General features: G+C 52.3%; 25 protein-coding genes. 6 read left to right on the top strand and 19 right to left on the bottom strand.

The window, feature by feature from the left end; all coding sequences use genetic code 11:
* Positions 1-50 precede the first annotated feature (50 nt).
* The 3 genes from MHH82_RS02605 to MHH82_RS02595 all read right to left on the bottom strand — a co-directional run bounded on the left by MHH82_RS02605 (position 51) and on the right by MHH82_RS02595 (position 2,364).
* A complete protein-coding gene (locus MHH82_RS02605; protein ID WP_012818717.1) occupies positions 51-185 on the bottom strand; it encodes a hypothetical protein in 135 nt (44 codons plus the stop codon).
* Between the two features lie 41 nt (positions 186-226).
* Positions 227-1,558, bottom strand: a complete 1,332-nt coding sequence (locus MHH82_RS02600; RefSeq protein ID WP_340962997.1) for a hypothetical protein — start codon at positions 1,556-1,558, stop codon at positions 227-229.
* Positions 1,559-1,911: 353 nt separating this feature from the next.
* Positions 1,912-2,364, bottom strand: a complete 453-nt coding sequence (locus MHH82_RS02595) for an SRPBCC family protein (RefSeq protein ID WP_145040080.1) — start codon at positions 2,362-2,364, stop codon at positions 1,912-1,914.
* Positions 2,365-2,557: 193 nt separating this feature from the next.
* Here MHH82_RS02595 and MHH82_RS41605 point away from each other — a divergent pair, with 193 nt between their 5' ends.
* Genes MHH82_RS41605 through MHH82_RS02585 form a run of 3 tightly spaced genes read left to right on the top strand, consistent with a single transcriptional unit; the run spans position 2,558 to position 3,723 of the window.
* Positions 2,558-2,764, top strand: coding sequence for a DUF6597 domain-containing transcriptional factor (locus tag MHH82_RS41605; RefSeq protein WP_445661954.1), 207 nt, complete (start codon positions 2,558-2,560; stop codon positions 2,762-2,764).
* Between the two features lie 8 nt (positions 2,765-2,772).
* Positions 2,773-3,246, top strand: coding sequence for a helix-turn-helix domain-containing protein (locus tag MHH82_RS02590; protein WP_445661987.1), 474 nt, complete (start codon positions 2,773-2,775; stop codon positions 3,244-3,246).
* An 18-nt stretch (positions 3,247-3,264) separates the two neighbouring features.
* On the top strand, positions 3,265-3,723 hold the full coding sequence (locus MHH82_RS02585) for an SAM-dependent methyltransferase (protein WP_340962989.1): 459 nt from the start codon (positions 3,265-3,267) through the stop codon (positions 3,721-3,723).
* A 129-nt stretch (positions 3,724-3,852) separates the two neighbouring features.
* Here MHH82_RS02585 and MHH82_RS02580 read toward each other — a convergent pair whose 3' ends face one another.
* Positions 3,853-5,484 (bottom strand): ATP-binding protein, encoded by a 1,632-nt coding sequence (locus MHH82_RS02580; RefSeq protein ID WP_340962988.1) that lies wholly within the window; start codon positions 5,482-5,484, stop codon positions 3,853-3,855.
* Positions 5,485-5,690: 206 nt separating this feature from the next.
* Here MHH82_RS02580 and MHH82_RS02575 point away from each other — a divergent pair, with 206 nt between their 5' ends.
* Positions 5,691-6,308 (top strand): hypothetical protein, encoded by a 618-nt coding sequence (locus MHH82_RS02575; protein ID WP_340962985.1) that lies wholly within the window; start codon positions 5,691-5,693, stop codon positions 6,306-6,308.
* 59 nt (positions 6,309-6,367) lie between these two features.
* Here MHH82_RS02575 and MHH82_RS02570 read toward each other — a convergent pair whose 3' ends face one another.
* From MHH82_RS02570 to MHH82_RS02560, 3 genes are all read right to left on the bottom strand, one after another.
* The gene (locus tag MHH82_RS02570) at positions 6,368-7,798 is read right to left on the bottom strand and encodes an aspartate ammonia-lyase (RefSeq protein WP_012818711.1); all 1,431 of its coding nucleotides are present in this window, start codon (positions 7,796-7,798) and stop codon (positions 6,368-6,370) included.
* A gap of 253 nt (positions 7,799-8,051) precedes the next feature.
* Positions 8,052-9,416, bottom strand: coding sequence for a sensor histidine kinase (locus MHH82_RS02565; protein WP_251500683.1), 1,365 nt, complete (start codon positions 9,414-9,416; stop codon positions 8,052-8,054).
* Positions 9,413-10,132, bottom strand: coding sequence for a response regulator transcription factor (locus MHH82_RS02560; protein ID WP_251500680.1), 720 nt, complete (start codon positions 10,130-10,132; stop codon positions 9,413-9,415). Before MHH82_RS02560 ends, MHH82_RS02565 begins: the two co-directional genes overlap by 4 nt.
* A 161-nt stretch (positions 10,133-10,293) precedes the next feature.
* On the opposite strand from MHH82_RS02560, the gene MHH82_RS02555 reads away from it, so the two are divergent.
* A complete protein-coding gene (locus tag MHH82_RS02555) occupies positions 10,294-11,025 on the top strand; it encodes a hypothetical protein (RefSeq protein ID WP_251500677.1) in 732 nt (243 codons plus the stop codon).
* Between the two features lie 97 nt (positions 11,026-11,122).
* Here MHH82_RS02555 and MHH82_RS02550 read toward each other — a convergent pair whose 3' ends face one another.
* Positions 11,123-12,046, bottom strand: a complete 924-nt coding sequence (locus MHH82_RS02550) for a polysaccharide deacetylase family protein (RefSeq protein WP_251500673.1) — start codon at positions 12,044-12,046, stop codon at positions 11,123-11,125.
* Entirely contained in the window at positions 12,012-13,334 is a 1,323-nt protein-coding gene (locus MHH82_RS02545; RefSeq protein ID WP_251500671.1) for an MFS transporter, read from the bottom strand. Before MHH82_RS02545 ends, MHH82_RS02550 begins: the two co-directional genes overlap by 35 nt.
* A gap of 215 nt (positions 13,335-13,549) precedes the next feature.
* Between MHH82_RS02545 and MHH82_RS02540 the strand changes: the two genes are divergently transcribed.
* Complete coding sequence (locus tag MHH82_RS02540; RefSeq protein WP_251500658.1) at positions 13,550-14,266, top strand: DUF421 domain-containing protein; 717 nt, start codon at positions 13,550-13,552, stop codon at positions 14,264-14,266.
* A gap of 51 nt (positions 14,267-14,317) precedes the next feature.
* Here MHH82_RS02540 and MHH82_RS02535 read toward each other — a convergent pair whose 3' ends face one another.
* From MHH82_RS02535 to MHH82_RS02490, 10 genes are all read right to left on the bottom strand, one after another.
* Positions 14,318-15,349 (bottom strand): copper amine oxidase N-terminal domain-containing protein, encoded by a 1,032-nt coding sequence (locus tag MHH82_RS02535; RefSeq protein WP_251500655.1) that lies wholly within the window; start codon positions 15,347-15,349, stop codon positions 14,318-14,320.
* Between the two features lie 176 nt (positions 15,350-15,525).
* A complete protein-coding gene (locus MHH82_RS02530; RefSeq protein WP_251500652.1) occupies positions 15,526-16,125 on the bottom strand; it encodes a TetR/AcrR family transcriptional regulator in 600 nt (199 codons plus the stop codon).
* Positions 16,126-16,152: 27 nt separating this feature from the next.
* Positions 16,153-17,601, bottom strand: coding sequence for an MDR family MFS transporter (locus MHH82_RS02525; RefSeq protein WP_397360276.1), 1,449 nt, complete (start codon positions 17,599-17,601; stop codon positions 16,153-16,155).
* Between the two features lie 352 nt (positions 17,602-17,953).
* The gene (locus tag MHH82_RS02520) at positions 17,954-18,673 is read right to left on the bottom strand and encodes a glycerophosphodiester phosphodiesterase (protein ID WP_251500648.1); all 720 of its coding nucleotides are present in this window, start codon (positions 18,671-18,673) and stop codon (positions 17,954-17,956) included.
* Positions 18,655-18,879, bottom strand: a complete 225-nt coding sequence (locus MHH82_RS02515) for a hypothetical protein (protein ID WP_340962968.1) — start codon at positions 18,877-18,879, stop codon at positions 18,655-18,657. The genes MHH82_RS02520 and MHH82_RS02515 overlap by 19 nt, the downstream gene beginning before the upstream one ends.
* A 43-nt stretch (positions 18,880-18,922) precedes the next feature.
* Positions 18,923-19,783 (bottom strand): carbohydrate ABC transporter permease, encoded by an 861-nt coding sequence (locus MHH82_RS02510; protein ID WP_009593684.1) that lies wholly within the window; start codon positions 19,781-19,783, stop codon positions 18,923-18,925.
* Entirely contained in the window at positions 19,773-20,729 is a 957-nt protein-coding gene (locus MHH82_RS02505; protein ID WP_012818700.1) for a carbohydrate ABC transporter permease, read from the bottom strand. Before MHH82_RS02505 ends, MHH82_RS02510 begins: the two co-directional genes overlap by 11 nt.
* Positions 20,729-22,066 carry an ABC transporter substrate-binding protein gene (locus MHH82_RS02500; RefSeq protein WP_012818699.1) on the bottom strand — a complete coding sequence of 446 codons (1,338 nt, stop codon included), beginning with the start codon at positions 22,064-22,066 and terminating at the stop codon, positions 20,729-20,731. Before MHH82_RS02500 ends, MHH82_RS02505 begins: the two co-directional genes overlap by 1 nt.
* A 300-nt stretch (positions 22,067-22,366) precedes the next feature.
* Positions 22,367-22,849, bottom strand: a complete 483-nt coding sequence (locus tag MHH82_RS02495; RefSeq protein WP_340962962.1) for a glycerol-3-phosphate responsive antiterminator — start codon at positions 22,847-22,849, stop codon at positions 22,367-22,369.
* Between the two features lie 615 nt (positions 22,850-23,464).
* Positions 23,465-23,935 (bottom strand): DinB family protein, encoded by a 471-nt coding sequence (locus tag MHH82_RS02490; protein ID WP_012818697.1) that lies wholly within the window; start codon positions 23,933-23,935, stop codon positions 23,465-23,467.
* Between the last annotated feature and the right edge of the window lie 134 nt (positions 23,936-24,069).

The raw sequence follows: 24,069 nt of genomic DNA, 5'->3' as shown, positions 1-24,069 counted from the left end.
ATCTTTAAATCGTCTTTAAATAAACGACACACAAAAAAAGCCCCCTGATGTCAGGGAGCAAACGAAACGTTCAGCACGATATATCGAAGCACGAAGAAGGCAGCGATAAAAAGGGAAGCCAGTCCGATCAGCGTAAAGATGAAGATTTTCTCTAAGCGGGAAAACGGGGCTCTCGTTCGCTTCAAGTTCATCACCTCGAATTCCATTATAGTACATAACTAATATTTTATTCTAAAAATGTAAATCGGAAGATTTGCCTCGGCCTTCCTCTCGGCACCTTCTCGATCCCCGAAATCTCCACCAACCCGTTGTCGGTCCAAAGCTGAAGCAGGCGATGCGAGCTGCGGACGGTAATGTCCAGCAGGTGGGCGAGCTCATGGACCTTATATTCGTATTTACCCGAACGGGCGCGCTGGTTCAGCAGCTTGCTTAAATAGGCGCTCGTCATGCCCGCATCTTCTGCTCGCTTGATCAGCCCTGCATCCGTAAAGGACAGCACCTCCAGCACGGGATCGGCCATCTCCAGCGGCCCTATCAGCGTACCATCCTCACGCACGATAAAACAGGCGTTGCCGCCAACCTCCTTGGACTTCCGCATCGCGATGCGCGCATGGGTTCCGGCCATGCTGGCCGACCGGCCGAATCCCATGCCGATGCTGAGCGAAATGCCGTAGGTTTTGTTCACGTCTTTGGCTAAGGGAATCGTTTTGTAACCTCCGGTTTCCCGTTCAAAGATGCCGCGCGTCGTGAAAAACAGATACTCGTCCCCGCCCAGATGGGTCAGATAACCATCCAGGGATTCCACGTAATCGAGCACCATCCGGTGAATATCCAGCTTCAACTTCTGCACCTCATGCTCATTGTTCCGTCTCAGCGCCTGGGTGCCAAAGTCGTCTATATTTATCATCCCGACCACAATCTGACCTTCCCAGCTGCGGCGGGATGCCGTGGACAGCAGGGCTCGCTCCAGCGATACCACGATATCCTGATCGGAAGGAAGCAGCCATTCATTGGGTATTCCGAGCCGCGCCAGTTCTTGGGCCACGGATTCCACGCCCGTGAATGCAACAGAGCACCCGCCGGATTCGTATTGATGGCGATGAAACGCGATCAGGCTGCTCTTCGGGGCGTAAGCCGGCCCGTCGTAGACGACAGCCTGTACAGCAGGGATGCCCAGATCCTTCATGGTCCGAACCACCATCGTCTCGGTTAGGGTGTCCACCGATATGCCTCCATCCAGTTGTTCCTGCTGTCCGGCATGGAACAGCGCTTTATATAAACCCGCGTCCGTGACGGGAACGTAATGTACAGGGATCTTGACCTGACCGAGCTCCTTCACCTTGCGCTGGGACAACGGATCCGAGAGGAACAACACTTCGACTTCGCTCCCGATCCGCTCCGCCAGTGCAGGCGCTTCGTCTTCATCCTGGAAAACCAGCGGCGCAGGGTCAAAGGAAGGAAAGGTTTCAATGACCTTCATGATCTTGTCAACGATCGTCCGGGTTCCGATAATACCGATGCGGATTTGCTGGACAGGGGGGCGGGTCCGCTCCATCATGATGCCTTCACTCCCATCTTTCCCATTTCCGAGAAGCCGTGCATGAGCAGGCCGGTACGGATACCTAAATCATACCCCCTATCGAAAATTTGGCAAGCGGAACGCGGTCCTCCCTGCATAAACGAATGAACCTACGTGCTGCCCGAGCGTTGACTCCGTACCTCTTGCGAGAGCCGTCATGACATCGCGATCCAGGACAATCACATACCCAAAAGCAACAAAAAAGAGCCATTACGGCTCTTAATCGATTTTCTTATCCAGATATATAACGAATTCATGAATCATGCGCATGGTGCGCGGTCTTGAGGTATCCTTGGATGCTGCCTTCCATATGCCGATTTATTGCTATAAGGCTACCAGCCCAGATCCAGGGTCTCCCCCGTCTCCGCATAGGTCTTCAGAATGCTCATGACCATCCACCAGCTGTCCGCTGCCTTTGCGCGGGACGGATGATCCGGCGTGTATTGATCATTGACCAGCGTTAGCTTGGTACAATTCCCTACCGGCTCAAGGGTGAACGTAATGCGGGACTCCAGCTCCTCATGATTCGCGTAATACGACGGACCCGGATGCTCGGACAGGCTCAGTGTCTTCTGCGGCTCATAAGCCAGAACATTCCCATAGACATGAACCGTCTCCTCACCGTCATTCCCCGGTCCCACATAAGCGTAAGGCTCCCCTACTTGAAAAGAAGATCTCAGTTCACTCCCGAAAAAGGTGGCCCGCGTTCCCTCCGGCGAAGTTAAGACATCCCATACCTTCTCCGGCGAAGCTCCGATATAAAACTCATAATATAACGGCTCCATTTTAGTTTCCTCCCATCTTGAAATACGAAGTAAAAACCCGCTTGTCCTACTGTGATATGATGATGTTATCAAGCAGCCGCGATCCAAGTATTGTAAAAATGCGACAGGCCGCAAGCTGCGGAAGCACTTCAAGCTCAAAATCCCGTGGAGGCCAGTTGTCCATCAATCCAGGCCTGCTACGGAGATATCGGAGGTGTTTAGTTGGATCATTCATTGGGATTTAACCGGCCAGCATCCTCATCTGCAGGATGTTGTTCCTAATCCTTGCGCCAATCTGGTCGTTCAACCCCGTCGGACCGCTTTTTACGGCGTATCGAGCACGAGGCATTCACACCATCTAGAGGGCAGGGGGCAAGTATTCGCGTCAAATTCAGGCCCGGCGGTTTCTATCCGTTCGTGAACACGTCCATGGACCGTCTGACGGATTCCTCCATAGGAACCATGGAGATTCTCCAAGTTGAGCCCCATACGCTGGAGCAGGGGCTATTGACCGCAGAGGAGCCGGAGCTAAAGGTTAGGTACATGGAGGAGCTTATTCGCCGCATTCTTCCCGAAGAGGATGAACAGATCGAACGGATTCATACCATGATCGACCAAATTCATCACAACCGGGACATCATTCGGGTCGAGCAGGTCAGCGAATGTTTCCACATGAGCCCGAGATCACTTCAGCGCCTGTTCAAGCAATACGTCGGAGTAAGCCCTAAATGGGTGATTCGCCTGTACCGGCTGCAGAATGCCGCCGAAATGCTCGATGGCCTGGATCATCAGGATGTGCTGGAGCTGGCCATGGATATGGGTTATTATGACCAGTCGCATTTTATCCGGGATTTTAAAGCGGTGATCGGTAAAACGCCCGAAGTTTATATGAGGGAACGATAACCTGAAGGAGGTAACGGCATGTATACGATCCAGGCGATCGGAACGATACATAACGAAAGAAAGGCGATTCAGGATGATTATTGGGGGGATGTCATCTCGGAGATCAAGCTTGGCGAAGCATGGGATGAAAGCTCCCTGGATGGGATTGAAACGTTCAGCCACCTTGAAATCATCTATGTATTCCATCTCGTCCAGGACGACAGCATCCAATACGCGGCGAGACATCCGCGAAATAATCCGAGCTTTCCCAAGGTCGGTATCTTCGCCCAGCGCGGTAAGAACCGTCCCAACAAGCTAGGAGCCACCATAGTGGAGTTGGTAAGCAGGGACGGCAGGTCCGTTTTCGTTAAAGGGCTGGATGCCGTAGACGGGACACCCGTCGTTGATATCAAACCCGTCATGGAGGAATTTTTGCCGAAGACAAAGACCAAGCAGCCCGAATGGGCTACGGACATCATGTCCCGTTACTGGGAATAATGATGAAGATACTTCATATTACAAAAAAACAGCGCTGCCGCCCGGTCCTTTGTCGTTCAAGGACCGGCCTAAGCCAGCGCTGTTTCTGTTGATCCGTATCATGCTGCATAACCTTAATTGTTAATCAGATTAATTAGAGAGGCTTTGGCCCGAGATCGGCAGACGGATCTCAACCGATGTTCCACGCTCTTCCTCGCTCCGGATGACGATCCGGCCATTGTGGCTCTCCATGATGCGGTGGACGATCATGATGCCCAGCCCATTGCCGTCGGGCTTAGTCGTATGGAATGGTTCCCCGATCCGTTGAAGCACGTCCTCCGTCATTCCGGAGCCGTTATCCGTAAAAGTCACGCGCTGATATTCATCCTCCACATCCATCTGGATGTGTATGTTTCCGCCATACGGCAGGGCCTCCATCGCATTTTTCAGAATATTGAGAAAGACTTGCTTGATCTGGTTCCGGTCGCACAGAATCGTTGCATTCCGGCCGAAACATTGAGTCATCTTTATGCCGCCAAGGCTCGCCTGAATGGCGAACAAATGAAGCACTTCCTCCAGAATCTCGCCGCAATTCTCAAGCTTAAACACAGCCGCCTGGGGCTTGCCCAGGATCATGAATTCCCCTACCATCAGATTGGCCCGCTCCAGCTCGGACATGATCAGGTCATAGTGCCGGAGAGCGGCATCCTTATTGGCCAGCTGAAGCATTCCTTTTACCGTCGTGAGGGGATTGCGGACTTCATGGGCGATGCTGACGGCAACCTGGCCGGCAAACACCAGCTTCTCCGTATTCCGCAGCACTTCCTCCGTACGCTTCATCTCCGTAATGTCGCGCAGAGAGCCCACGACCCGCATAAGCTGCCCTTCCCGGTCATACACCGGCTGAACATCCAGGATATAGTGGTGCATGCTTCCGGATATCTCAAGGGACAGCTCTTCTCCGATGCAAATCTCCTGTCCGTGTATCACCCGCTCATAATACTCGCCAATCGGCTTGATGCCGAACACCGGGCGGCCCACGTATTTCGTCCGGTCACGGTCGCCGGCATCCGGGCACAGCAGGCTTAAGCTGGTTTCGTTCATCTGCAGGATCTGGCCCTCCGCATCGGTGATGATCACGCCGTAATGCTTCGTTCCCAGCAGCACCTGATTCAAGGTTTGCAGCTGCGTGTTCTGTTTGCGGGTCACCATCTCCCGTTCCAGGGAATCGGCCATCGTGCAGAGCAAGGCATATAAATGCGGGTGAACAAACTCCTTGTTCGTCATTAGGGAGATCGTCCCTATGATCGCCTTCCCGTCTTCGCCGTGAAAGGGAGCCGAATAACAGGCCATGCGGTGAAGAATGTGATGAAAATGATCTTCTCCTATCAACGTAAACGGCCGTTTGTACCGAAGGCACAGATCTATCGAGCTGGGGCCGTCTTCTTGGGAATACCCGCTGCCCTCCATGATGCCCAAATAACGGGCTGTTTCTATAATGGTCGGGTCCCCCTCCATATCAAGAATGAAGCCCTCGTTATCCGTCATCGTAATCACGACAGGGTTCCCGGATCCGGAGGAAAGGAATTTATTCACGAAGACTTGGATCACTTCGATATATTCGTTATATTTGGCACGCCTTGCAGCCAGTGCTTCAGCATTCAATCGATAAGTATGTGTTGGAAGAAGCTCCGGGTTCATCCCCTGGTCTATACACTGCTGCTTTGCTTGTTGAATGATCTCCTGATCGGTTATCACACCAAATCGATTGTTCAAAATCACATACCCCTTTTTATCATACTGCCACTTTCATGTCACATATGTTTATTCTAACACTTTTATCGGCAAATGGAGCCCAACCGTAAACTTAATGAGCATGCGAATATGCAGCCTTCATCTTATCATGGGAAAGAGCTCGATATCTCCCTCCTTTTTATGTAACTATTTACAGGAAATATCCGTTTAGACTATAAAGGAGATGAGAATCCATGATCAAACGTCATGCAGCTTATTACGGCTTCGTCCTTGCTCTTCTGATTCTTGTAACAGCCTGTTCGAGCACCCCATCCAAAGCGCCGGCTTCGTCGCCCTCCGAACCTGCGACAAGTGCAGTGACGGACCATGAAAGTCCGGCGGAGCGCGTATTATCATTGTACGAAGGAGAGGACATGAGTGCCGAGGATAAAGCCACGAACATGCTGGCTCACTTGGAGGGCATGGACTGGACGGAATATAACCGCCTGAGCAGCGGCAAAATGCTGGAAACGCTGGAGCTGCTGTATACCCATCGCTCCCTCATCCAACCCGAGCATTATGCGAGCATGTTCCTCGCAACAACGAATCTCGACGGTGCCTCTGCCGAGCAATATGCCGCCATCGTCGGTGAATTGTTTGCGAAAGACAGGGAGGGCGTGGTGCAGGCACTTGCTGATTTGGGTGACGAAGCAAGTAGGCAAAGCGTCATCTCAAGCATAGCGTACCATCTCGGTTACCAGGATGTTGCCCAAGTGAAACAAGAAATCCATCAGTGGCAAACGAACAAGGTGCTACATGATGCCGAGAAGGACGTCATCGCCTCCCTCATAGCGGCACTCGACAATCCATAAACGCAAAAAATAGAGCTGACCCCGATCGGGGTCAGCTCTATTTATCGTTAAAGACATCCTTATTGGTTCAACAGGAACTCTTCTCCCGCAATGCCCGGCGAGGTCATGTGGTAAGGATCCAGAATGACCAGAATCTGCTCCTCTGTCAAAAGTCCCTGCTCCAGGATGATCTCCTTGATGCTTTGGCCTGTCTTCTGCGCTTCCTTCACCAGCCTGGAGGCTACGTCATAACCCAGATGCGGGTTCAATGCCGTAATGATGCCGTAGCTGTTATCCACGAAGTATTTGCAGCGTTCCTTATTGGCTGTAAGATCAACCATCAAATTCTTGTAGAACACGTCCATGCCGTTCTTCAGAATTTTCAGGGAGTGCATCAGGTTGTTGGCGGCGACCGGAACCATGACGTTAAGCTCGAATTGCCCGGCCTCGCAAGCCAAACTGATCGTATGGTCATTGCCGATCACCTGGAACGACACCTGGTTCATGACCTCCGCCATCACGGGATTGACCTTACCCGGCATGATCGACGAGCCCGGCTGTCTCGGAGGCACGTTCAGCTCGTTCAAGCCGGCTCTCGGTCCGGAAGCCATCAGGCGGATATCGTTGCACATTTTCGAGAAGTTTACCGCACACACTTTAAGCGCAGCAGATAATTCCATGTATGCATCCGTGTTCTGGGTGGCGTCCACCAAATCCTCGGCTTGCTTCAGGGAGAAGCCTGTCTGCTCAATCAAATGCTGGACGACGCTCTGCATATAGTCCGGCGTTGCATTTAACCCGGTGCCTACGGCCGTCGCGCCCATATTGACAACCAATAATCCTTGCGCTGCCCGCTCGATGCGGTGGATGTCCCTTGTCAGCACGTTGGCATAAGCCCCGAACTCTTGTCCAAGCCGGATCGGTACCGCATCCTGCAGATGCGTGCGTCCCATCTTGATGACATCGTCGAATTCCTTGGCCTTCTCCTGAATGCCGGCGACCAAGGTCCGGAACACCCCAAGGAGATCCTGGGTCAGACGGTACGACGCAATGCGGATCGCCGTCGGAATGGCATCGTTCGTGGATTGCGACATATTGACATGATTATTAGGATTGCAGTAGAAATACTCGGCCTTCTGTTTTCCCAAAATTTCCAGCGCCCGGTTCGCCAATACCTCATTCATGTTCATATTGATCGAAGTGCCCGCCCCGCCCTGAATGGAATCGACAATGAATTCGGAACGGAGATTGCCTGCGATGATCTCGTCTGCCGCCTCTATAATGGCGCTGCCTATCTTTTTCGGTAGCAGGCCAAGTTCCATATTAGCCAGTGCGGCCGCTTTCTTTACTTCTCCGAGAGCCGAGATGAGCTCGGCATGAATGGGCACCCCGCTGATCGGAAAATTCTCTACCGCCCGGACCGTATTGATGCCGTAATAGGCATCTATAGGAAGCTGTTTTTCCCCCAGAAAATCTTTCTCCACTCGATACTGCATATCCATGGACAACATCACCATCGCCTTTTGATTATTTTGTATCTTGCTTGTCACCTGTTATCATCCAGCTTGCCCGGATATATACAGAATTCTGCCTTTCAACTTGAAATCCTCTATAGCTTACGCGTTTTGTTAGGGAATATTGAATAATATGTGTGATTGCGCAAAAAATGAGGCTTTCTCTAAGTATAAATACCCAGAAAAAGCCCCTCTTACCCCAAACGGCTTGATTTCCATTGACGTCCGTTAAGATGGATGGTTACAGACCCTAAGCTATGGAAGCCTTCCCGTGCACCGGGAAGCCTAACGAGATCATCGCGCCTCCCTCTTGGCGATTCCCCGCCGTGATCAGGCCTCCGCAGCGCTCCACGATGGCCCGGGCAATCGCCAAACCGAGCCCCGTCTCCCCGTTCTTGCCCTTCACAAACCGGTGGAACAGATACGGCAGCAGTTCCTCGGAGATCCCATCGCCGTCATCGGATACGGTGAGCACCACCCGACCTTTTTGGAGACCGGCTTGAATGTAAATATGCTTGCTTGCATGCCTCGCCCCATTCGAAACGATGTTCAGAAGCGCCTGCAGCAACTTATCCCGGTCGGCATACACCGTCAACGATTCGTTATCCCCGTACGAAAGATGCACGAACAGCCCTTTTTTCACCAGAACCGGATTGATCCTCTCGATCGTTTCCTCTACAAGCTCTTTCATATTGACTTCTGCGGCCTTGAAAATATCATCTTCGCTGTCCAGCTTGGCCAGCAGCGTCATCTCGGTCACGATGTTTCTCATCCGGCCGCTCTCGCTCATAATGATATCGAGCCCTTTGCGAATATCCTCCCCTTCGAATATGCCGTCCCGGATTCCTTCCGCATATCCGGATATGGACATGAGCGGCGACTTCAGCTCGTGCGAAGCGTTCTGGAAAAATTGTTTCTGCACATGATTGTACCGCTCCAGCTCACCGGCCATTTCGTAGACGGACTCTGCCACGGCGCCGAGCTCCCCGCTTGCCGACACGCGCCGGACATCGGAGAATTGGCGTTCCTTCACCTTCTTCAATTCTTCCTGCAGATGCATGAGCGGCTTAATCAGCCTCTTGGTGATGAATAGACTTAAGATCACCATGACCACGGCCCCTGCGCCGAATACGAGCATCAAGCGCGCCATCAGCGCTTGCTCAATCGCCTTGATTTTGCTCACTGGCGTAATCAGCGTCATCGTCCCTTGGGGAACTGCCGTAACCTCGGTTAGGAATTGCCCGTCCACCGATGACGATTTAAACGAAGCTATGCTATCGGGTCTGGCTGCTGCTATGCCCATGTACTGGGCGGTAGGGGTTACAGGAGTCGAGCGGACTATATTCCCTTGGCTGTCCTGAATAATAACGCCTACCTCGGCAACCTGCGCAGAGGCAAACCCGCTAACGGTCAAAGGCTCGCTCTCGATAGGGATGCTTTGTGCAGCCGCGGTTTCCAGCTTTGCCGTCAGCGCCGCCCCAATGGACTGCATGTCCTTTCTTTGCGTGCCGATAAAGTGGTCCAGCAGCACATAATGAATGACGACGGCCGTCACGGACAGCACGAGTATAAGCGACAAAGCGAACGCAAGATTGATCTGATGGACCAGCTTCATATCGACGATTCCTCCCCATCCGTTCTCATTCGGTATCCATGTCCCCATATGGCCTCGATCGGCAGCTGCTCCACTTTCTTGCGCAGCCGTTTAATGAGATGGTCAACCGCCCGGTCGCTTCCATAATAATCGTCCCCCCATACGGAGGTCAGCAGTTCGTCCCTGGTAAACGCACGGTTCGGATGCTCGGCAAACACTCTCAGCATCTCGAATTCTTTGTTGGTCATATCCACTTCTTCCCCGTTCCAGAACACGCGCCTCTCCTCCAGCAGTAACTGAAGCCGCCCATTGCTAAGCTCCGGGGAAGCGGCGGCAAGCCGCGGGACATTATCCGCGTGATTGAATTTGTACCATCGGCTCAGCTGCCGTTTGATTCGGGCAACCAACTCGCGAGGGCTGAACGGCTTGACCATGTAGTCATCGCTTCCCAGCTCAAGCCCCAATATTTTATCCACTTCGCTGTCTTTGGCCGAGATCATGATGATCGGGACCTCGGCTTCCGCGCGGATCCGCCGGCACAATTCAAAACCGTCCATGCCGGGCAGCATAATATCGAGCACCCACATATCCGGCGGATTCGTTCTCCACATGTCCCAGCCTTCCTCCGCCGTGCCAAGGCCCACCGTCCGGTAACCCTCCTTGCGCAAATAAGCCTCCACCAAATTTCGTATATGCACATCGTCATCCACAACGGCGATGAGATAGGTTTGGTTCATATCATTACCTCCGAGCTTCATCTCTTCATTAGTATACCAATCGGCACAAAGCGAATGGGGAATGCCATTGTTTTTCCACAAATACACCAATGTTCTGCCAATGCTGATTCGTACACTGGGTACTGTAAGACAAACCAACCCCGATAAGGAGTGTTAATACGATGAAACACAAACTATTTGGCAAGCTCGCCCTATCCGCTGCCCTTCTTGGAACAGCAGCTCTTCCCGTCCATGCCTCGGGTGCCGAAACCCCAGCCGATGCACCGAACCAAACAGGTAAAAGCGCCCCCGTTGCCACCACGGCAACCATTTCCGTTATGCCGAATCCGTTGGAGTTGGCTGAACAATACGCGCCGGAAACGGTTCAGGACTGGAAGGATACGCTGGCGAAATACGGCAAGCTTGCCGGAAGCGAGGGAACCTTCTTTTTCTCGGAGGCCGCTGCTGTCGTTGCAGACAACGGCGAGGTAAAGCCGGTCGCGGCAGAAGGCGATTTCGGAATATCCATTGCCGTGAAGGCTGTTCCGGCTGAAGCTGTCAAGGGATTCGTGGACAGTGGCGATATCAAGGATATACAGATTACCAAGATCAAGGAGCTTGCCCCTCTCGAAAGTACCGCCATCAAAGTAGCGGAAGCCGTGAAAACCGATGCCGGCGACGGGAAACACGACGTGATCCGTTTCGAGACAGCCAGCGTGAAGGCAATGAAAATCAGCGATGCAGAAAGTTTGGAAGTGAAGATCGACGATGGGGATCTGGCGTTTATCCATGCCCGAATCGACCTCTTCAAAGCGATGGATTCCAAGGACGCCGACGCCATTAAAAAAGCGCTGGCGAAACTGCTGGACCAATACAAGGCACAGATTGCCAAGCTGGAAGCTGAAGCGAAGTAACGTCGATACGAGACCGTACATGACAGTGCGAGCCCAGCGTACTTAACCGAAAACAAGCCCTGCCGGTGCCGCGGCAGGGCTTGTTTTTAGCATAGGCTTACGTTTTTTTGGCCATTGTCTTCATCAGCTTCACCGCCGAGCGCACGCGGGGACGCTTCAAATGCTCCTCCACGTAGCGGTAATCCGTCAGGATCACCTTGGCATCCCGCAAACCGTAAGCAAAATCATCATCAAACAGCAGGCGGTACTCCCATACCCGCTTCTCCCAATTCGGAATATTCGCCAGCATCCATTCATCCTCCACCCCCGGGTGAACGTACGTTTCGCTGACCCCTTCGGGGAGTCTGTACAGCTTATCGATCAGCGACTGTTTGAAGCTCTCGTAGGTCTCTCCCTCGACGACGGGAAACGGATGCGAGAGCAGATAATCCGGGATTGGCACGCCGAACGTATCGGCCAGGCTGGAGGCAAGCGCCACCGGCCGCTCGATATTCGGCAGCGTGCTGAGCAGCGGATCTTCCGGATGAATATAGCGAAACAAGCGCGCGGGGAGGCGCCAGCGGGAAGTCTTCCACAGCATCTGCGGGATAAGGCTCCGCCCCGTTTCCATCCCGTAAAGGCTGCCCATGTGGTTATCCGCATGGCTGATGCGGATGCCGGCCTTCTTCGCCAGCCGGTATTGCGCCTCCAGCTCTTTTAGCACGGCGCCCGTCTCCGCTCCCCGTTCAAACTCCTGAACCGTCCGGTATTGATGACCGCTAGCGTCATGCAACGAAGAATGACCGGTCAAGCTCTTCCACCGCAAAGCTTCGAATTCGCTCGTCAAGGTCAGATGCAGCCCCACATTGGGTTGGCGCCGGCGTGCGGCCCAGGAGGCTGCCTCCTCAAAGCCGGGGGCCACGGTCATGATGGTCGCCGATGAAACTTTATTCTCCTCCAGCAGATGCCGGATCGCCTCATTCATGGCCTTGCTCTGTCCGAAATCGTCACAGTTGATGATCAGTCTTCGCTCCATGGTCATGCCCGCCTCCTATGGATTTTGAGAATTCGATTTTGGTCGCATACGACAGCACGAAGGAAATGGCCAACAGGCATAAGGGAACGACACTGATTAAGTACCGAAAGGTCGATTCCGGATCGCTTCCCGGGTTGTCACCGCTTTCATATCCGAATATCATGCCTACGACAAAAAACGCCAGGGCGGAGATCAATCCGCTGGAACGCGTAATAAACCCGCTGACCGCCGTATAAATCCCCTCTCGGCGAAGCCCTGTCCGCTCCGCATCCTCATCGATGATGTTGCCGCTAACCATGGCCGGCGTAACCAGAAATCCCGCCAGACCGAACCCTACCCCGATCCCTGCCAGAATGCCGCTTATCAGATCATAGCCAAACCACAGAGGGATGACGGATAACCCATATATCCCTAGCGACAAACGCCATGCCTTCACGCCGTCCATCCTGCGGATCATCCAGTACCACACGAACACCAAGGGGATGACGGATACAAACACGGCCGCCAGCAGAATCGACACTTGATTGTCCGGGATGCGGAGCACGTATTTTGCGTAAAAAGGGATCGTGGAGCTTATCAGCCCATTCACCGTCTGGGCAAAAGAATTGGAGATGTTGAACACCCAGAACTTCTTGTTTCGCAGCGTTTCACGAAACGCGTGGACAAGCTTGAGCGGCTCGCTTGCGCTGAACGCCTCTTCCTCGCGGACGCTCATCATGCACAGGAACATGAACACGCCGAACAGCAGCGCGTACAGAATCGCCATGTTCGAAAATCCCATGGCGTCATAGATGATCGGAGTCAGCGCAGTACCGATCAACAATGCCACCACTTGATAGCCCTGCTGGATGGCCGAGGCCTTCGCCCGGATGCGGTCTCCGCGGAACAGTTCGGGGAACAGCGCCCCATAATTGACCCATAATACGGTTGCCACGGCTTCATACAGGATAAGGGCAACCAAAAACCACATAAACAGCCCGTTCTCAGACAATCCTTCCGGCGGCGAGAACACGAGCACGAAGGTCAGCATGAAGAGCGGAATCGCCCCGAATACCCACGGCCTGCGCCGTCCCAGCCTGGTTCTGGTGCGATCGGACCAATACCCCATGAGCGGATTGTTTACCGCATCCCAGATCAGAAATACGGTTCGTGCCAGAGATGCCAGCCCTATGCCAAGACCCAAGGTATCGACGTAAAAAAAGATGTAAAAGGAGCTGAACGCCTGACTCGGAACCATCATGGCAAACATGCCCAGCGAAAATGAATACGGCGAATTCACCCAACTGCGCTTCATCCGTTTCCCTCCATCCGTCATGGACGATTTTGTTGTACAGTATTCGGCATGCGAAGGGAATATACCTGCGCAAACGAAGGCTTAGGTAATCTCGTCTATAGATTGGAGAAAAAGCCATGATCGAGACTTGGAAATGGACGTATATACATATTTTTCATGACAACTGCCCACCCTTCTAGTTAAGGACCACAAAATCTTCGGAAAGGGTCTGTGCCATGGAACTCCTTAAGGATCTTCTGCTAGTGCTTGGGAGAATTTATACCATATACCCGCTGCTCTTGGGCGTTACCCTATTCATGGGCCGCCGCTCCATCGCCGAGCTTCCCGTTTTCGACTACATCATTATCCTGTCCCTCGGCTCCGTGGTCGGAGCAGACATCGCGGATCCCAAAATCGAACATATCCATACCGCCTTTGCGATCATCGCCATCGGCTTGTTACAGAAGCTTGCCTCGATCCTGCTTGTGAAGAGCCGGCGCATCGGCAAGTGGATTACATTTGAACCACTGATTGTCGTTAAAGACGGGCAGTTCATTTATCCGAATATGAAAAAAGCACGTTACTCCATCGATAACATTTTGCAAATGCTGCGCAAGGAACAGATCTTCGATATGGCTGAAGTCGATATGGCCGTGCTGGAGCCGAGCGGTGCCTTATCCATCCTGAAAAAGATGGAGAAGACCCCCGTCACGCTGGAGGACCTGAAGTTAAAGCGGCAGAATGCCGGCCTGTCCTACGCCGTCGTCAAAGAAGGACGCATTCAAACGATTACCCTCCGAAAATTAAACCTTACCGGAGAATGGCTGGAGACTCAGCTGGGTCAGCGGGGAATTCTCCTCGATCAGGTATTCTTCGCTTCACTCGATGAACAGAAGCGTTTAAACATCACCATTTACGATAAGGAAATTCCGCTCCCTCCCTTGTATCATTAAGGATTCCGAAAGAAGCCTGGCGCTGCCGCCAGGCTTCTTCCCGTTTATGACTTATTGAAGAACGATTTTGATGGCATTGCCGATTGGCGGCAGACTCTTGGTCAATACCGGGCCGTAGTAGCCGATAATTTCCGCATCGTCAGTCAAGTCGCTCGTTTTCAAGGCTTTGCCGTCTTTATTCACGACAACCGTCTCGGGCGTCAGATTTAGGACGACCTCATTGGGGGATTCTCCCGTCAACCCTTTGCCCTTGATCGTTACGCGCAGGTTGCCGCCATCCGCATTGATGTCGGTGATGGCGCCGGCCGTAGCCAGCTGCTCCGTCTCTTCCTTGTCGGACTTCACGCTGATTTCGTAAGCATACGTTTGAGGAGGCAGGCTCATCGTCATCGCCAGGCTGTGCACCGCTTCGATCTTCATGCCTTTTGCAAGATCCTTAAGCTCGATCTTCTTGCCTTCCGCATCGCGGATGACCGTGTTCTCATCCACGTTCAGCACGATTCCTTCGGTGCCCGTGCCGTTAATATGAACGGCTTTGCGTTCTTCGTTATGGATAACTTCCGTGATGGTTCCAACCACGGTTTCCTTCTTAACCTCTTCCTCGGACGTGATGTTTACCTTCGTTCCATCAACCGCGACGTTAACCCGGAGCACTTCGCTGAAGAAGCTCGCAGGAACATACAGCGTGCCTTTTACGTTCATCGGAGCAGCGCCGAGGGACTTATACATTTTGTTAACCGCATACTGATCTTTGCCCGTTTGCACGAGGGTCCAGATCGGCGATCCCGGTTGGGTTAGCTCCGCAGACCGGTCTTGTTGATTCCACTCCAGTTCGAATCCGAGCGCCTCGGATACGCTGCGCAGCGGGATCATGACCTGTTTCGCGCCGGCATTCATGAATCCGGCTCCAGCCACTTCCTTGCCGTTGACCAGAACACCATAATCAATGATCGCCGAGATCACCACCGGCTTCTGTTCCTGAATGTCTCCGGTTTGGGGTGCCGCATAAGCCGCTGCGCCGCCGGAAACCGCCATGGCCGCAACCATCAGCGTCGCTGCTTGCTTTTTCCATTGTTTGTTCATGTTCATCATCCTTTCTAGGTGCCTTAGATTATCATGTACAACTATACTGACGGACGCATCTGCCAAATGTTGCATTGAAATCGAAAGTCCAAGGGCCGAGCATAAACCAAAAAGCCGTTCCGGGCGACTTTTCCAATCTCCCGAAACGGCTTTTGTACTGTAAGTGAATATATCAATTAGCGTTGTATGAATAGCGGGTCCACGAAGCTTCGGCAATACTCCTCCGCAATCTGTTCCGCGCTGTATCCCATATCGCGCATGTACAGAATAATATCGGCCCGCGGCAGGGATGCAAGCATCACGGAGGTGAACAGAGGATCCAGGGGCATCAGCTCCCCCCGCTCCGCCGCAAGCTCCAGCAGACGCTTGATCTGTAAGCGCAAATACGTGAAGGGCGGGTTCTCGCACATAATGTTCTTGGTTTCCTCCAGACGGTCAGAGGTCAGCATCACCCTGAGCCACTCCAGATCCTCGTTGAAATGCAGAATCACCTTCGTCATTACCGTCCGAAGCCGGTGTGCTACCGTTTCACCTTCGCTATTGCGCAGATAAACGTCCAACCCTTCCATAAACCGGTCGATCTTGGCTTCCATTAGCGTGAAGCAAATCTTGCTCTTGCTGGGATACCGGCGGTAAAGGGTACCTTGACCGATTCCCGCCGTTTTGGCCACTTGATGCATGGAGACGTCCTCGACTCCGTATTTGTTAAATAAGGCCTGAGCCGTATCCAAAATCTTTTGACCCAACTCGTCATTCTCTTTCGGCAATGCACGCATCCCTTTCTAATTAAACAAACGGGAACCTTATGCGGCAGACTGTTTTTCTTCAACGGGTGAAGACGTACGTTTAACAAATAAGCCCAGCACGAAAGCGATGATTGCAAGAACAAGCCCGATTACGAAAGCATTATGAAGACCAGCAACCATGCTTTGCACCGGATTGAGATCCCCGGTTGTTTCAACGTAATTTTTAGCACCTGCAGTCATGATGCTGATAAAGAGCGCCATACCGACAGCTCCCGCGACCTGCTGCAGCGTATTCATGATCGCCGTTCCATGCGGATACAGCAAGCGCGGCAGCTGATTCAAAGCCGTGGTTTGGGCCGGCATCATAACCATCGAAATCCCTATCATCATCATAACATGAAGGAAGATGACATAACCACCCGTCCATGAAGCGTCGATGCGCGAGAACAGGAAGATGGCGATGCTCAGCAGCGCCAAGCCGGGAATAATCAGAACGCGCGGTCCGAATTTATCGAACAGCTTTCCTGTAATCGGCGCCATCAATCCGTTGATGATCCCGCCCGGCATCATGACCAGACCCGCCGATAGCGCAGTCAAGCCCAGAGCGTTCTGCAGGAACAGCGGCAGCATGATCATGGTGGAGAACATGCTCATCATAAGTACCAGCATCAGCACGGTCACGAGAGAGAACATCGGAAATTTGAAGGTACGCAGATCCAGCATCGGTTCCTCCATCTTCAGCTGGCGCCATACGAAGAGCAGCAAGCTGATAGCCCCGGCCGTAATGCACCATATGACCTTCGGATCAGACCAGGTGCCTTCGCCGGCACTGCTGAATCCGTATACGATTCCCCCGAAACCGATGGTAGACAGAATAATCGAAATGTAATCGACTTTCGGCTTGGTCAGTTCCGATACGTTCTTCAGGAACACTGCGGCAAACACGATGGAGAACGCAGCGAGCGGAATGACCAGGTAGAACAACCAGCGCCAGTTCAGCGCATCCACGATCAAACCGGAAAGCGTTGGCCCGATCGCCGGTGCCGTCATGATGACCAGACCGATCATACCCATTGCGGCTCCGCGATTCTGAGGCGGATAAATGCTAAGTATGGTGTTCATCAGAACCGGCAGCATAAGCCCCGTTCCGACGGCTTGCAGAATACGGCCTACCAGCAGCACCCCGAATACCGGCGAGAAACCGCATATAATCGTACCTATCAGGAATAGCGACATAGCGCCAATAAACATCTGTCTTGTCGTGAACCAAAGCTGCAGCAGCGCCGTGACCGGCACCAGAATACCGACAACCAGCATGTAAGATGTGGAAAGCCACTGCACCGTCGACTCCCCAATGCCAAACTGCTCCATCAAGCTTGGGAAAGCGATGTTCAGCAGTGTCTCATTCAAGATGGACACGAACGCGCCGATAATCAGTGCGGCAACGATCGGCCCTCTCTTTATTTTGCTTAAATCAATCTTGGCCGAACTTGGCCCCACTCCCATATCCAAGACCTTATCCTCCCTGTCTTTTGTCTATACGGACAATTGTCCGGTAACGCGTTTTTTATTCTAACGGACAATTGTCCGCAGGTCAACTGAAAATTTTCATTAAATTTTCAAATTCGTCCGCCCAGATGAAGCCCGCGGCGTTTTCCGCTGCCATAAGCAGCCGAAACAAGCAGGATTCGGCCATTCATAATAAAAGGATCCGCCCCTAAATCGAGACTAGGGCAGATCCTTTTTCTATGCACATTTCGACTTTAGGTTCGCCTTGCCCCGAAAGACCCTTGGCATTTCCTAAATGCAAGTGTCCTAATAGGTCAATCCGCTGCGCGCAAGTCAGTCCCTGAAAACGCTAAGCATTCAGTGCAATCTTTTCTTTGTACACTTTGGCCCAGCCTTCCAAGTTGTTCGTTACGATCAAGAGTTCAGGATACTGGGCAAGGGATGCCAATACCGCCTCGTCATCCGGCGTCCAGACGATGAGCTGAATCCCCCGCTTGCGCGCTTCCTCCATAAACGAAGGGGTCACGTATACATATTTGACGGACACATAGCGAGCGCCGATCTGTTCCAGATAAGGAAAGACCGATGGCGTCGCCCCGTAAATCACAAGCCCCAGCTCGATGTCAGGATCAAGGGAACGGGCCCGTTCAATCGAATAATGATCGAAGGAGGTCAGGAATACCTGCTTCTCCATGCCCGTATCCTTGATCACGTCAATGACCTTCTGTTCCAGCCCGAGATAGGTGTCCCCCATCTGCTTCAGCTCGATGTCAACGATCATCCGATCCTTGGCAAACAGCAGCGCTTCCTCCAGCGTGGGGATGACTTCCCCCCGGCCTGCATCCAGCTTGCGTATTTCCTCCAGCGTGAAGGCATTGATCGCTCCGGTTCCGTTGGTCGTCCGGTTAACCGTGGGATCATGAATCACGACAGGCACGCCGTCCTTCGTCAGCTGGACATCCAGCTCCAGGTGCGAGAAACCAAGCTCCAGCGCTTTCCGAAAGCCCAGCATCGTGTTCTCCGGAAATTTGAGCGGATACCCTCGATGGGCTAATCCCCGTACTTCCATGTGCCATTCCCTCCATATATAAGTCGATTGACGGCCTCGATCACACTGCCGCCGCAAGGAGACGGACTTACGCAATCGAAATGGCCGTTTGCAGCTCTATAGGTTTGTTCGCCGTGGGCTTCCCGATCCCTGCTGCGCACCGCAGGAATTAGCTTTATGTCCTTCGCTCGAACAAAGAGACGGTATGGCGGTGTATCCTTACCCACCGTCTCCACACCGTCCTGAATTCCGCAACATATGATTATGCGGTTATTTAAACGTCGAGTTCGCCATCGCGGCCACGATATGCTTCTGCATCACCGTAAAAACCAGCACGATCGGGATGATCGCCATGACGCTGGACGCCATAATGACGTTGAAGAACATCGCTTCATTCCCGGCGATGGAATCCCGCAGCATCGCGATACCGACCGTAAGCACGCGCATGTCGTTGTTGTTGGTCATGATCAGCGGCCAGAAATACGAGTTCCAGGACGAGATGAAGATCAACACGCCCATGGTGACGATCGTCGGCATCGCCATCGGAAACAATAGCTTGTACAGAATGGAGAATCGGCCGGCTCCATCCACGCGCGCCGCTTCCAGCACGTCGTTGTTAATCGATTTGAACGCCTGCCGGAGCAGGAATATCGCATAGGCGGACGCCCCGTGAGGCACGATGAGCGCCCAGAAGGTATTCAACCAATCGAGCTTGGACATCATGACGTACACGGGAACGAAAATTACCTGTTCCGGCACGATCAACGCGGCAAGCACCAACAGAAACAGCGCGTCCCGTCCCCAGAACTTCCCCTTCGCGAATGCATAAGCGGCCATGAGCGCAACGTTCAGCTGCAGAATAATGGTTCCGACCGCCATGAGCAAGGTATTGCCGAAGAACCGCGCGTAAGGGATAACCCGGAAGGCTTCGGCAAAGTTCTGCCAGGCAAAGGTTTCCGGCCAGAATGTAGGAACGGCCATCCGCATCTCAGACTGCGTCTTGAGCGCGCTGATCAGCAGCCAGTACACCGGAAAGAACATGACGAGGGTCACGATCACGGCCCCGATTACGCGGAGCGTCATTATGGTCTTTCGGTTCTTGGCGGATCCAGCCATATAATTATCCTTCATAGTGCACCTTCTTCCTGCTGACCACCCATTGTACCAATGTTAACAGCAATATGATTACGAACAGAATCATGACAAGCGCCGAGGCTCTTCCTGTTTTGAATTCATCAAAGGCCATCGTATAGATCCAGTACACGATCGCATTCGTTGCTTTGAGCGGACCTCCATCGGTCATGACGTCAATCGACTGGAACACCTGCATGGAGGAAATAAAGCTGGTAATGACCAGAAACAAGGTCATCGGCGACAAGAGCGGCAGCGTAATGTTGCGGAACTGCCGGAACTTGCTGGCTCCATCAATGGAGGCCGCCTCGTAATACTCGGCCGGAATCCCCCGCATGCCTGCAATAAAGAGGATCATTGCAAAGCCGACGCCTTTCCAGACCGAAACGGCAACCAGCGCCGGCAAGGCCGTCGAAGGGTTGGTCAGCCATTCGACCGGCTCCACGCCGAACCAGGAAACAATGGAATTCAATAGCCCGTATTGTCCATTATAAATCCATGTAAACACCATGGCCGCGACAACCATCGATACGTAATACGGCATAAAGATGACACCGCGCATGAAGCCGAACAGCCGTGACGATGACACGTTGAGCAGCAAGGCCAGCAGCAACCCGATGACAAGCGTGAATACAACGTCCATGACGGTATACAGGAACGTGACCTTCAAGGAGTGATAGAAATCCGAGTTCGACAGCAGTCGCGTATAGTTATCGACGCCCACGAATTTCTTCACGGGACGGGTCATGTTCCAATTCGTGAAGCTAATATAGACGGAATAACCCAGCGGATAATACAGGAACACGCCCATAAACAGCAAGGCCGGAACTGCGAACGAGAAGTCCTTCCACTTCTCGATCAACGTATGAGACATCCGTTTAGAGACCGAAGCGGTCGCCCGATCGGACGCCGCCTTTGTCATTGCTTTATTGGTCTCCATAGGCATCACTCATAGTCAGCCAGAATATCGTTGATCTTCTTGGCTGCATCCTGCATAAGTGATGTCGGATCTTTTTTGTTCAATACCATTTCCCCTACGACTTCTTTGTAGACTTCGCTGAATTCAGGATAAGCCGGATGCTGCAGACGCGGCGTTACTTCGTCGAAGTGCTCGTATACCGCTCTGTATTGCGGCCATCTTTCGAAATATTGATCGCCTTCCTCGGATTCGATCGCGGATTTTCTTGTCGGCAGGTATCCAACGGATTCCGCCCATTTAATGTTGTGCTCCGCGGAAGTCATGAACTCGATGAATTTCCAAGCCGCTTCTTTCTCCAGATCCTCGGCGCCGTCCATCATGACGATCCCCGCGCCGCCAATGTTGGAGGTCCGCACTTTATCGCCAGGGATAAAGGATACGCCAACCTCAAAGTCCGCATTCTCGCGGTACATCTTCAGCATAGCGGAAGTATGCTGCACCATGGCGATTTCGCCGTTCAGGAACATCTGGCGCATATTGTCGGAAGCCCCTTTACCGAAGCCCATATGCATGCTGCCTTCATTTTGCCACTTGTAGAAGTTCTGAAGGTACCGGAGAGAATCCTCGGTCTCGACAGCGGAAGCACTCAGGTCCTCCGTCAGGATTTGTCCGCCGCCGTTAATGTTCCACGGGTCATAGTACCATGTGTCCCAGCCTGGAACGGAGAAGGCATAGCGAGTCGTTTTATCGCCTTCTTTTTTCGTAACTTTTGCATTGAAATCCTCGATTTCGTCCCACTTCGCAGGCGGCTCTACACCCAGCTCGTCCAGCATCGTTTTGTTGTAGACAAATACGCTGGTGCTCACGATGAGAGGAAATCCGAACTGCTTGCCGTTGTAAGCATAGGCGTTCAGCATCCCTTTAGCAAAATCGTCCATCTTCACTTCGTCGCGCTTGATCCACGGGCCCAAGTCGGCAAAAACGCCGCTGTCCGCAAAATTGGCGAGCGATGATACCTCGACGTTGGTAACGGCCGGCACGTCATTCGCAGCCACTGCAGCCGATAATTTTTTGTGAAGATCAGGATAACCGCCTTGGAACACCGGCTCAACCGTGATATGAGGGTATTTCTTCTGGAATTCGGCAATCATGTAGTTCAAGCCTTCAAGCTGGGCATCCGCGTGGGCATGCCAGTATTGGATTTTAACGGGTGTCGTGTCGTTCTTCATATCCATCGAAGCGGCTTCCACGTCATCCAGCGAGACCTCTCCTCCGGCACTTTCACTTCCACCGCCGCCTCCGCAAGCCGTGGTAATCACCATAAATATGGTCAATAACATTAACAACCATGATTTCTTTTTCATAGATGATCTGTTGTCCCCTTTCGAATCTATTCATCATTCATCATCCAAAATTACCGTCGATCCACTTCATCAAATGCCGGTTGGAACGGCACGCGGATCCCATAGGAACGGGAGAATCCCCATCCAAACAGCCCGCCTATCCCTTAAAAAGCGCACAAAAATAGAGACGTCAAAAAGAGCGCAACCTAAGAGCCACCACCTCCTATAAAAGCTAAAGTAGCTGCTACTCGGGTTATCTCATCGTCTCCACCCCTAGCAAATATGTAATTGTGGTTAATCCGTCATTCCTACGTAAGACCGTTACGTCCAAAAACGCGTGTCTCCCGTAGATACGAGGTCTGCGCCGTTCGCCAGCGCCTCGTCGATTTCTTCTTCGCTTCGTAAAAAACCTCCCACTATGAGCGGACAGTGAATTTCCTTCTTCAGATCGCGGATGACGCGGGGCATAAGTCCCGGCATCAATTCCACTTCGTCCGGACGTGCTTGTCCGATCATCTTCACTGCGGTTCCCAAAGCTGTCGTATCGATCGCAAACACGCGCTGTATCGAGCTGATGCCTGCTTGGCGCGAAGCCAATACCGTATTCGTCTTCGTCGTAATGATCCCGTCGATCTTGTACGAATCCGCCAAATACTGCACTGCCGAATTATCCCGGCCGATGCCGCTTACCATTTCCAGATGGACAAACACTTTTTTGCCTGAGGAGTGCAGTCGGTTTACGATATCCCTTAGTTTCATGATGTCGCCTGTCATCAGGTTCACCCGTTCCACCGCGCTGTTCACAGCCGCGTCGATCTGTCCAGCTTGGTAATCGAAGCAATAACGGGAAGACGGCGACTCCCTTGATCTGTCATAAGTGCGTGTCCTCCTTATTATGAACACCTCTTATGATAGAGTTATAAGATCATGCGAGTATTAACGATATGTAAAATCTGTGTTAACGCCCCGCTCCTAGGCACCTGCATATCATGAATACGCTTTCTATTCAGTTAACAACAGATTCTGCTATATCCCTGGTTTGGTGGATTCCCTCCTAGATTCAGGATCATGCCGTCCTGCGAAGTCTTGGATAGCGCTTTCATAATAGCTTGTCGAGCTATTTAGTTTCTATCATAGAGGAATTATTTAGCTTGAGTCTATAGCGAAATTTGTTTTATTTTGTCGAATTTAAAAGAATGTCAGCTCAATGTAATAAATATCATGGCAGGAAGCTCGTTTTTGTGATCGTACAGCGATTCAAAGACCCATGAAGGCAGTTTCAGGACAGCGGGCTTTGCGGAGGCTTGGATGCAGGGGTAATCCGGACTCATTGACTCAGCAGGCGCACGAGCTTAATCAATAAGCCGGCCAAGAAAACTTCTTGGCCGGCTCCCCTTGATCCATCCCGTCGAGCACTAGCTATTCGAACAAAGGAACCTTCGGGTCCTTCCCGTTACAGTGAACCAGCATCGCGTGCAGCTGCCCCCTGTGGTGATACAGGTGTGCCACGATTTCGAGCAGCCATTCGTACCTCGAATAGGTGACGCCCCAATAAGAGGTCATCTCCTGATGAAGCTCCTCTTCCGTCATTTCTCGGAACGCCTGCTCCAGATATGAATAGTTGCTCAATAACTCCGCCTGTATGTCCTTCAGGTTATTTAACGACACGCCTGCGTAATAGGCGCTCATCTCCTCTTGGGTGGCTCCTCCGGATATATGATAATCGGCCCGGCAGATGACGGCGATATGCTTGAGCAGCTCTCCGACCGAATGTTTGCCTTCCGTCGGCTTGACGAGCAAATCCCGTTCATCCAGCTTATCGATAATCGCGACAACCGAGACGACAGCCACCTCGATCTGATGTAGGGCATATGTACAATAGGAATTCATAGGTTCTCTCCAATCCGGTATGTATACAGTAATCTGTTCAAAATCACCTCATTATTATAGAACATACGTTCCTAATATTTCAACAAAAAAACAACCTGACCCTTAAGCACTAAGAGTCAGGTTGTTCAGAAGCA

It is taken from the genome of Bacillus sp. FSL K6-6540, assembly GCF_038007545.1.
Note: the sequence above shows the minus strand (reverse complement) of the source record. Positions and strands in the feature narration are given on the sequence as shown.